The following is a 10,216-nucleotide window of genomic DNA, read 5'->3' on the forward strand; positions in this document are numbered from 1 at the left end:
AAGCTGGAAGCCGATGGGGTACGCACCCGCTCGCTGCCGGTGAGTCACGCCTTCCACACCCCGCTGATGGACCCGATGCTGGGCGACTTCTCCGCGGCGCTGGCGGATCTGTCCTTCGGGCCTGCGGAGATCCCGGTCGTCTCGACGGTGACCGGTGAGCCGGCGGGGGCCGACTTCGGCAGCCCCGCGTACTGGGTGCGGCATGTGCGGCAGCCGGTCCGGTTCGCCGACGCGGTGGACACCGCACGGGAGTCGGGGGCCCGGCTTTGGGCGGAGGTCGGTCCGCAGCCGGCTCTGTCCGCCGCCATGGAGGAGCGTGCGGGCGAGGCCGTCGCCTCCTTCATGCGGCGTGACCATGACCAGGTCACCGGCCTGCTGACCGGACTCTCCCGACTCCATGTCCACGGGCTCGGAGTGGACTGGGACCGCTGGCTGCCCCGCGCGGCGGGTTCCGTCGAGGTGCCGACGTACGCCTTCCAGCGGCGCCGCTACTGGGCGGCGGGTTCCGTGGGAGCCTCCGCGGGGTCACTCGCCGGGACGGGGCTTGAGGTCGCGGGACATCGACTCCTTGGCGCGCAGGTGGCCCTCGCCGACGGCGGTGTGGTGTTCACGGGGCGGTTGTCGGTGTCCGCGCAGCCGTGGCTGGCCGATCACGCGGTGTCCGGTGTGGTCGTGCTGCCGGGGACCGCGTTCGTGGATCTGGTGGCGCATGCCGGTCTTCAGGTGGGGTGTGCGCGGGTCGAGGAGTTGACCCTGCAGGCGCCGTTGGTGCTGGCCGAGGACGGGCCGGGTGTGACGGTGCAGGTCGTGGTCGACGCACCCGGCGAGCACGGGCAGCGCAAGGTCGGCATCCACTCCCGCCCGGACACCGGGGAGGGTGAGTGGACCCGGCACGGCGCCGGCGTCCTCATCGAGGCGGCGGATGCCCCCGAAGCGGGCTGGGCCTGGCCGCCGGCGGGCGAAGCAGTTGCGGCGGAGGACGTCTACGCCGGGCTGGCGGATGCCGGGTTCGACTACGGCCCCGTGTTCCGGGGGCTGAAGCAGGTCTGGCAGGACGGTGAGGACGTGTACGCGGAGGTCGTCCTGCCCGACGATCCGTCCGGTTTCGCTCTGCATCCGGCCCTGCTGGACGCCGCTCTCCATGCCCTCGCCGCCACTTCCGGCAGTGGTGAGGGCGGGCTTCCGTTCGCGTTCACGGGCGTCACGGTCCATCGCACCGGTGCGCGGACTCTGCATGCGCGGTTGCGTCGGGGTGCCGACGGTGTGACCGTCGAGGCCGTCGACCCGACCGGACGGCCCGTCGTCACCGTCGACTCCCTCGCCTTCCGGCCGGTCAGCGAGGCGGCGCTCCATTCGGCGCAGGACGTCCCGTTGCGGATGCGCTGGGACCAGGTCGCTGTCGTACCGGACGGGCTGCCGTCCCATCCCGAGGACTGTGCCCTGGTGTCGGCGGGCCATCACGCCGGCGTGGCTGACGTGGTGCGCGCCGTGAACGACGGCGCGTCCGCTCCCACCTGGGTGGTCCTCGACCTGCCGGACAGCGCCGCCGGATCGGTGCCGGAGCGCGCCCGCGCCGCGACGGAGTGGGTGCTTCTCCAGGTGCAGACGTTCCTGACCGCGCCCGTGCTCGCGGAAACGCGGTTGGTGATCCGTACCGAGGGAGCGGTCGTCACCGGTCCCGGCGACCGGAGCGTGGACCCGGCCGTCGCCGCGGTCTGGGGCCTGGCGCGGGCGGCCGTCGCGGAGAACCCCGACCGACTTCACTTGGTCGACACCGACACCGACACCGACACCGACACCGACGGAGTGTCCGTCGGGGGGCTGCTGGCCGCGATCCACGGAGCGAGCCGTGAGCAGGTAGCGCTCCGCAAGGGGGTGTTGTTCGCCCCGCGACTGGTGCCGCTGGAGGACGACGTGCTGTCCGTCCCGGAGGGCGCGAGCTGGCGGCTGGCCCCCGGTGGGCAGACGATCGACGGTCTGAGCCTGGTTGCCGATCCGGCTGACCCGACTGACCCGACCGATCCAGCCGATCCAGCCGATCCAGCCGATCCGGTCGGTCCGGTCGGGCTCGCGTCGGGCCAGGTGCGGGTGGCGGTGCGCGCCGCCGGACTGAACTTCCGGGACGTGATGGTCGCGCTCGGGATGTATCCGGGACGCGCCGCGCTGGGCGCGGAGGGCGCCGGGGTGGTGACCGAGGTGGGCCCGGACGTGACCGGAGCGGCCGTCGGTGACCGGGTGTTCGGCCTCATGCCGGAGTGCTTCGGACCGAGCGCCGTGGCGGACGCCCGGACGCTCGCCGCCGTACCCGAGGACTGGTCGTTCACGGAGGCGGCCTCGGTGCCGATCGTGTTCCTGACGGCCTGGTACGCGCTGCGCGACCTGGCGGATCTGCGCCCCGGCGAGCGGGTTCTGATCCACGCGGGTGCGGGCGGCGTGGGCATGGCGGCGATCCAGCTCGCGCGCCACCTCGGTGCCGAGGTGTTCGCCACGGCTCACCCCACCAAGTGGGCCACCCTGCGGTCACTCGGAGTCGCCGAGGACCACATGGCCTCTTCCCGCGATCTCGACTTCCGCGCCCGGTTCGCCGCGCTGACCGGAGGGAAGGGCGTCGATGTCGTACTGAACTCGCTGGCCGGTGAGTTCGTGGACGCCTCGCTCGAACTGCTGCCGCGCGGCGGACGGTTCATCGAGATGGGCAAGACCGACGTCCGTACGGGAGACGGGGTCCCGGCCGGTGTGACGTACCGGACCTTCGACCTGGCCGACCCGGAGCCGGAGCGGATCGGCGCCATGCTGTCCGCGGTGGTCGACCTGCTGCGGCGGGGCGCACTGGACCTGCTGCCGATCACGGCCTGGGACATCCGGGAGGCCCCGGCGGCGTTCCGCCATCTCGGCCAGGCCAAGCACACCGGCAAGCTGGTCCTCACCGTGCCCGCACCGCTCGACCCGGCCGGCACCGTGCTCGTCACCGGTGGCACAGGCACCCTCGGGTCGTTGCTGGCCCGGCACCTGGTCGCCGAGTACGGCGTACGACGCCTGCTCCTGACCAGTCGTCAAGGGCCGGCGGCGGCAGGCGCTGCCGAACTGGTCGAGGAACTGCGGCAGTCGGGAGCCGAGGCGCGTGTCGTGGCCTGTGACGTGTCCAGCCGGGACGAGGTCGCCGCCCTCCTCGACCGCATCGACCCGGACCACCCGCTGACGGGTGTGCTGCACGCCGTCGGGGTGGTCGACGACGCGGTCATCGGGTCGCTCGGCCCGCAGCGGCTCGCTGCCGTGCTCTCTGCCAAGGCCGACTCGGCCTGGCACCTGCACGAACTGACCCGCGGCGCCGATCTGGCGATGTTCACCCTGTTCTCCTCGGCCGCGGGCGTACTCGGCTCCCCCGGGCAGGGCAACTACGCCGCGGCGAACACCTTCCTCGACGCGCTCGCCCAACACCGCCACGCCCGTGGCCTGCCCGCGCAGTCGCACTCCTGGGGCCTGTGGGCACAGCGCAGCGGGATCAGCGGGCACCTCACCGAGGGGGACCTGGCACGCATCTCCGCCTCCGGGATGGTGCCGCTGAGCACCGAGGCCGGCCTGCGCCTGTGGGACCGGGCCGGGGGACGGACGGACCAGCCCCATCTGACGCTGCTCCAGCTGACCCCGCGGCACCGCCACACCCATCCCCTCCTTGCGGGCCCGGCCGCATCCCGGCGCACCCCGCGGGTGCGGGCCGCGGCGGCCGTCGGACAGAACGAGGCCCGCGGCCGGCTGGCCACGCTGCCGGACGGTGAGCGGCGCCGGGTGCTCCTCGGCCTGGTCCGGGAGCACGCCGCCGCCGTCCTGGGGCACCCCTCCGTCGAGACGGTGGAGGACGAACGCGCCTTCAAGGACCTGGGGTTCGACTCGCTGACCGGCATCGAGCTGCGCAACCGGCTCAACGCCGCCACCGGGGTGTCGCTGCGGCCCACCCTGGTCTTCGACCACCCGACGCCGCAGCTGCTCGCCGAGTACCTCGACCGGCAGGTCACCGCCGGGAGCGGGGCAGTGGACACCGCCGGCGGCGGCGTCGCCGACACGGCCGAGGACGACCTCGTCGGGGACCACCTCACCGAGGACGACTTCCGCCGGATGCTGGCCGCCATCCCGTTCCGGACCCTCCGGGAGGCCGGTCTCACCGGCCCGCTGCTGCGGCTCGCCCGCGGAGACGGCGGTCCGTCCGCCGGGCCGGAGCAGCGGCCCGAGGAGATCGACGCCATGGATGCCGACGATCTGATCCGCATCGCCCTCGACACGTTCAAAGACTGACGCCTCCAGGAGTGACGACCATGCAATCCTCGGCCGACCAGCTCGTCCAGGCGCTGCGCGCGGCGCTGAAGGACAACGACCGGCTCCGGCGGGAGCACCGCGAGCTGGCCACAGTCGCGCGGGAACCGATCGCCGTCGTCGGCATGGCCTGCCGCTATCCGGGAGGCGTGACCTCACCGGCGGAGCTGTGGCAGCTGGTCGGGCGGGGCGGTGACGCGATCACCCCCTTCCCGCGCGACCGCGGCTGGAGCCTCGACGAGCTGCGCGGCGCCGACGCCGACGAGGCCGGCACCTCCTACGTCCAGCGCGGCGGATTCCTGCACGACGCCGCGGACTTCGACGCCGAGTTCTTCGGCATCAGCCCGCGTGAGGCGCTGGCGATGGACCCGCAGCAGCGGCTGCTCCTGGAGACCAGCTGGGAGGCCGTCGAACGCGCGGGCATCGACCCGGCGTCGCTGCGCGGCAGCAAGGTCGGCGTCTTCTCCGGGATGATGGGCCAGGGGTACGCCTGGCGCCTCTCGGACATCCCGCCGGAGGTCGAGGGATACGTCGGCACGGGCAACACCGCGAGCGTCGCCTCCGGCCGGGTCGCTTACGCGCTCGGCCTCGAAGGGCCCGCGATCACCATCGACACCGCCTGCTCCTCCTCGCTGGTGGCCGTGCACCTGGCCGCGCACGCCCTGCGTCGCGGGGAGTGCTCCATGGCGCTGGCCGGCGGGGTCACCGTGATGTCCACCCCGGACACCTTCGTGGAGTTCTCGCGCCAGCGCGGCCTGGCGCCGGACGGGCGCTGCAAGGCCTTCTCCGCCGACGCCGACGGCACCGGCTGGGGAGAAGGGGTCGGCGTGCTGCTCCTCGAGAAGCTGTCGGACGCGCGGCGCCTCGGCCACCCCGTCCTGGCCGTGATCCGGGGCAGCGCGGTCAACCAGGACGGCGCCAGCAACGGACTGACCGCCCCCAGCGGCCCCGCCCAGGAGGCGGTGATCCGCCAGGCGTTGACGACGGCCGGGCTCATGGCCGCCGATGTCGACGCGGTGGAGGCGCACGGAACCGGCACCCGGCTCGGCGACCTCATCGAGGCACAGTCGCTCCTCGCCACGTACGGGACCGGCCGTCCGGAGGGCGACCCCGTACGGATCGGTTCGCTGAAGTCGAACATCGGGCACACCCAGGCCGCGGCCGGGGTCGGCGGCATCATCAAGATGATCATGGCGATGCGGCACCGGACCCTGCCGCGCACCCTGCACGCGGAGACGGCCACCACCGCGATCGACTGGTCCTCGGGCACCATGGCCCTGCTCACCGAGCAACTGCCCTGGCCGGAACGAGACCGCCCGGCCCGCGCCGCCGTCTCGTCCTTCGGGGTCAGCGGCACCAACGCGCACATCATCCTCGAGGCGCCGGGCGCCTCCGACGAGACGGTGCCCGACGACGGGTCCGATCCCACCGACGGCGCCGGCTCCACCGACGGCGCCGGCTCCACCGACGGCGCAGGCTCCACCGACGGTGTCGGTTCGGTCGACGGAAGCGATTCCTCCGACGGTGCCCGCTCCGCCGACGGTGTCGATTCGGTCGATGGTGCCGGCTCCACAGACAGCGCCGGTGCCCCCGGCGTCACCGCGGCGTCGGCCGGCGCACCCCGGCCGTGGCTGCTCGCCGCCCGGACCCCCGCCGCACTGCGCGGGCAGGCCCAGCGGCTCTACGACCTCGTCTCCGCCCGCCCCGAGCTGCGCGACGCCGACATCGAGGTCTCCCTGCGCACCGGCCGTACGCCGTTCGACCACCGCGCCGTGATAGCCGGCGACGACCGCGCAACGCGGGCAGGCGCGCTGGCCGCACTCGCCCGCGACGAGCGCTCTCCGCACGTGGTGACCGGCCGGGCCGTCCGCGGCGACGCCGTCTTCGTCTTCCCCGGCCAGGGCTCCCAGTGGACCGGCATGGGACTCGACCTGTACGAGACCTACCCGGCCTTCGCCGAGCACCTGCGGGCGTGCGAAGAGGCGCTGGACCCGTACGTCGACTGGTCACTGCTGTCGGTGCTGCGCGGCGAACCCGACGCACCCTCGCTGGACCGCGTCGACGTCGTCCAGCCCGCCCTCTTCGCGGTGATGGTGTCGCTGGCACACCTGTGGCGCTCGCTGGGCGTGCGACCGGCCGCCGTCATCGGTCACAGCCAGGGCGAGATCGCCGCGGCGTACGTGGCCGGGGCCCTCTCCCTGGAGGACGCCGCCCGCATCGTCGCGCTGCGCAGCCGGGCGCTGCGGGGCCTGTCCGGGCAGGGCGCGATGGCAGTCGTCTCCATGTCCGCCGACGAGGCTGCCCGGCGTATCGACAAGGCCCGGCGTGCCGATCACGGTGCGAGCATCGGGAACGGCGGGCGTACCGGGAACGGCGACGGCAGTCTGTCCGTCGCGGCCGTCAACGGACCCGCCTCCACAGTCGTCGCCGGGGCCCCCGAGGCCGTCGACAGCTTCCTCGACCAGGCCGCCGCGGAGGGGTTCCAGACCCGTCGCCTCCCCGTCGACTACGCCTCCCACTCCCCGCAGATGGAGGAGATCCGGCAGGACCTTCTCGACGCCCTCGCGGACGTCACCACGCACCCGGGCGCCACCCCGTTCTACTCCACGGTCACCGCCGACGTGATGGACACCGCCGGACTCGACGCGGCCTACTGGCACCGGAACCTGCGGCAGACCGTGCGCTTCGAGGAGACGGTCCGCCTGCTCCTCGACCACGAGCACCGCCAGTTCATCGAGTGCAGCCCGCACCCGGCCCTGCTCGCCGCGGTGGCCGACACCGCCGCCGCGGCCGAGGTGCCCGCCGCTGCCGTCGGTTCGCTGCGCCGCGACGACGGCGGCCGGAGCCGGTTCCTGACCAGCCTGGCCGAGGCCCACGCGCACGGCGTGACGGTGGACTGGGCCGCCCTGCCGGGGGCCGACGGCGACCGGGTCGAACTGCCGACCTACGCCTTCGAGCGCCGGCGCCACTGGCTCACCTCGACCCCGGGTGGCAGCCACGGGCTGACCGCCGCGGGACTGCACAGCGCCGAGCACCCGCTGCTCGGCGCGGCCGTGACCGTCGCCGCCGCCGACGGCCTGCTCCTGACCGGGCGTCTCGGCCTGGACTCGCACCCCTGGCTGGCCGACCACCGCATCCTCGACGCGGTACTGGTGCCCGGCACCGCTCTGCTGGAGGTGGCGACCCACGCCGCGCGGCTCACCGGCGCGGGAGGCGTCTCCGAGCTCACCCTGGAGTCACCGCTGATCGTCCCGGATGACGGCACGGTCGAGGTACAGGTCCTGGTGGCGGAACCGGACGACGACGGCCGTCGCCCGCTGACCATCCACTCCCGCGCCGGAGACGCCCCGGACTCCCTGGACTCCCCGACCGCCCCGGACTCCCCGGCCACCCCGGTTTCCCCGGACCCCTCGGACTCCGTGGACTCCTCGGACTCCCTGAACGAGGCGGCCTGGCGCCGTCATGCCCGCGGCTTCCTCACCACCGACACCTACAGCGACACCGACGCTCACAGCGACACCGGTACCGACGCGTCTGCGCCCGTGGCGACGGCCGTCGCCTGGCCGCCCCCCGGAGCGACCCCCGTCCCCGCCGATGACCTCTACACCCGTCTGGCCGCCGCCGACTTCCAGTACGGCGACGCCTTCCGCGGGCTGCGTGCCGCCTGGCGGCACGGCCGGGACCTCTTCGCCGAGGTGCAGTTGCCGACCGGGCATGACACGGAGGCCGGCCGGTTCGGCCTGCACCCCGCCCTGCTCGACAGCGCCCTGCACGCCCTCGGCCTCGGCCCCTTCGCGGACGAGGGGGACAACGGCGGGCGGCTGCCGTTCTCCTGGAGCGACGTCCGGCTGCACCAGCCGGGCACCGACCGGCTGCGCGTGCGGATCTCCCCGGTCGAGGGGACGGACGCCGTCTCGCTGCGAGCCACCGACGCGACCGGCGAGCCGGTCCTGACCGTCGGCTCCCTGGCGCTGCGCCCCGTCTCGCCGGAGCTCGTCCGCACCGCCACGGCGTCCCGTACCTCCGACGGACTGCTGTGCCGGGTCGAGTGGCCCGTACGCCCCCGCCCGTCGGCGCCCTCGGCGCCCGGCCGGACGGTCGTCCTCGGCGACGACCTCCCCGGCTGGCCCACTGCCGACCGGCTGCCCGGGCTCCGCCCCACCCTTGAGGAGGGCTCTCTCTGGGATACGCTGCCCGGCCCCGTACCGACGGACGTCGTCCTGGTGTGCGACACGGCGCCGACGGATCCGGACGATGACGCCGCCGAGGCCGCCCGCACGGCGGTCGTCCGCACGCTGCGCCTGGTCCAGGACTGGATCGGCGACGAGCGGCTCGCGGAATCCCGGCTGGTTCTAGTCACCCGTGGCGCCGTCGAGGCGCTGCCGGGCGAGGGCGTCACCGATCTGGCGCAGGCCGCGATATGGGGCCTGGTGCGGTCTGCCCAGTCCGAACACCCGCGCCAGTTCACCCTGTTGGACATCGACGACACGGACATCGCCGCTGACCTCCTGCGTGCCGCCCTCGCGACGGGCGAGGACCAACTCGCCGTCCGTGGTGGCTCCCTGCACACCCCCACGCTCACCCGAGTCCCGACCGCCCCGACCGCCCCGGCCGCCGGGGCCGAAGAGCGCCCGATCGACCCGGACGGGACGGTCCTTGTGACCGGTGGCACGGGTGTGCTGGGTGGGCTTGTGGCGGAGTGGCTGGTGTCGGTGTGTGGTGTGCGGCATCTGGTCCTGGCGGGCCGTCGGGGCATGTCCGACAGCGTGGCGGAACAGGTGGAGTGGCTGACGGAGTCGGGTGCTCGGGTTCGGGTGGTGGCGGCGGACGTGTCGTCCCGGGTCGGCGTGGAGGAGGCTCTTGCCTCCGTGGAGGCCGGGCATCCGTTGACGGGTGTCGTGCACGCGGCCGGTGTCGTGGACGACGGTGTGGTGGGTTCGCTCTCGCCCGAGCGCGTCGGTGCGGTGATGGGCGGCAAGGCGGGCGGTGCCTGGTGGCTGCACGCGCTGACGGAGGGCATGGATCTCTCGTTCTTCCTGGTGTTCTCGTCGGTGGCCGGTGTGGTGGGCTCCGCAGGGCAGGCCAACTACGCGGCGGCGAACGGGTTCCTGGACGGCCTGATGCAGCAGCGTCGCGCTCGCGGACTGGTGGGCCAGTCGGTGGCCTGGGGCCTGTGGGACGTGACCGAGGGTCTGGCCGGCGGGCTCAGCGAGGGTGACCTGGCCCGGATGTCCCGGGGCGGGATCAGCGGCCTGTCCGCTGCAGAGGGACTCGGGCTCCTGCAGGCCGCGTTGCACCTGCCGGACTCCCTGCTCGTGGCGGCGCGTTGGGACATGACCGTCTGGCGCGACGCCGAGATCGTGCCGACGATGCTGCGCGGACTGGTACGCGGCGGCCGTGCAGCGCCCCGCTCCCGCCGCCCCGCCAGCGACGGTCTGGCGGAGCGGCTGACCGGGCTGTCGGAATCCCAGCTGAGCAAGGCCGTGGTGGAAGCGGTACGAGCTGAAGTGGCGTCTGTTCTCGGTTTTGCGTCGGTGGTGGATGTGCCGGTGGGGTTGGCGTTTCGTGAGATGGGTTTTGATTCGCTGACGGCTGTGGAGTTGCGTAATCGGTTGGGTGTGTCGTTGGGGGTTCGGCTTTCGGCGACGGTGGTTTTCGATTATCCGTCGGTGGGTGCGTTGGCTGAGTTCGTGTGTGGGTTGGTGCGGGTTGACGGGGGTGTTGACGGGGTCGTTTCCGGGGCCGGGGCCGGGGCTGGGGCCGGGGTGGTTTCGGTTGTTGATGCGGGTGACCCGGTGGTGATTGTGGGGGTGGGGTGCCGTTATCCGGGTGGTGTGGTTTCGGGTGAGGGTTTGTGGGGTCTGGTGGCGTCGGGTGGGGATGCGGTGGGTGGGTTCCCGGTTGATCG

2 protein-coding genes are annotated in these 10,216 nt (G+C 73.5%); both read left to right on the top strand.

Annotated elements, in window-relative coordinates; all coding sequences use genetic code 11:
- Nucleotides 1-4,290, top strand: a 4,290-nt coding sequence (locus E0F75_RS39080) for an SDR family NAD(P)-dependent oxidoreductase (RefSeq protein ID WP_229315799.1), incomplete at its 5' end; no start/stop codon positions are given.
- Nucleotides 4,291-4,301: 11 nt separating this feature from the next.
- On the top strand, nt 4,302-10,216 hold a 5,915-nt coding region (locus E0F75_RS39085; protein ID WP_374115518.1), incomplete at its 3' end, for an SDR family NAD(P)-dependent oxidoreductase.

The sequence above is a fragment of the Streptomyces sp. CB02980 genome (assembly GCF_014451325.2).
Taxonomy (GTDB): Bacteria; Actinomycetota; Actinomycetes; order Streptomycetales; family Streptomycetaceae; genus Streptomyces.